2 protein-coding genes are annotated in these 464 nt (G+C 56.9%); both read left to right on the forward strand.

The genetic code is table 11. The features are described from left to right. On the forward strand, positions 1-191 hold a 191-nt coding region (locus tag JQK88_RS35640), incomplete at its 5' end, for a DUF987 family protein (RefSeq protein WP_203281270.1). Positions 192-353: 162 nt separating this feature from the next. Further along, positions 354-464 (forward strand): type IV toxin-antitoxin system YeeU family antitoxin (locus tag JQK88_RS35880; protein ID WP_265195682.1); only part of this gene is annotated, 111 nt, incomplete at its 3' end.

Genomic DNA, 464 nt, shown 5'->3' on the forward strand with positions numbered 1-464 from the left:
GTATTCACCAACAGCATCCTGCATCCCGTCTATTTCCGTTCTGCACCGGTAAGTACCGCTGGCACGGCAGTGCTGAGACGTATACCGGTAGTGAAGTGCAGGATATTCCCGGTGTGCTGGCCGTGTTTGCTGAACGTCGTAAGGACAGTTTTGGCCCGTATGTCCGGCTGATGAGCGTCACCCTGAACTGATGTTCCGTCACCCGGAAAACGAGTACGACTGGCTGAGCTCAGACGCCGCTGTGGATGAGGCCCTGCTCATAAACGAATACACCTTTACCGAAGGCGGTCTGCGCGCCGGCTGACCTGTCATCGTTAAACCATTCTTAACCGATTTTCTGTGAGGATTTTATCGTGTCAGACGCACTCTCCGGGACAATGCTTCCCGACGACAATCACGACCGCCCCTGGTGGGGGCTGCCCTGCACCGTGACGCCCTGTTTCGGGGCACGTCTGGTGCAGGAG

This window comes from Mesorhizobium caraganae (genome assembly GCF_016836705.1).
Lineage (GTDB): Bacteria > Pseudomonadota > Alphaproteobacteria > Rhizobiales > Rhizobiaceae > Mesorhizobium > Mesorhizobium caraganae.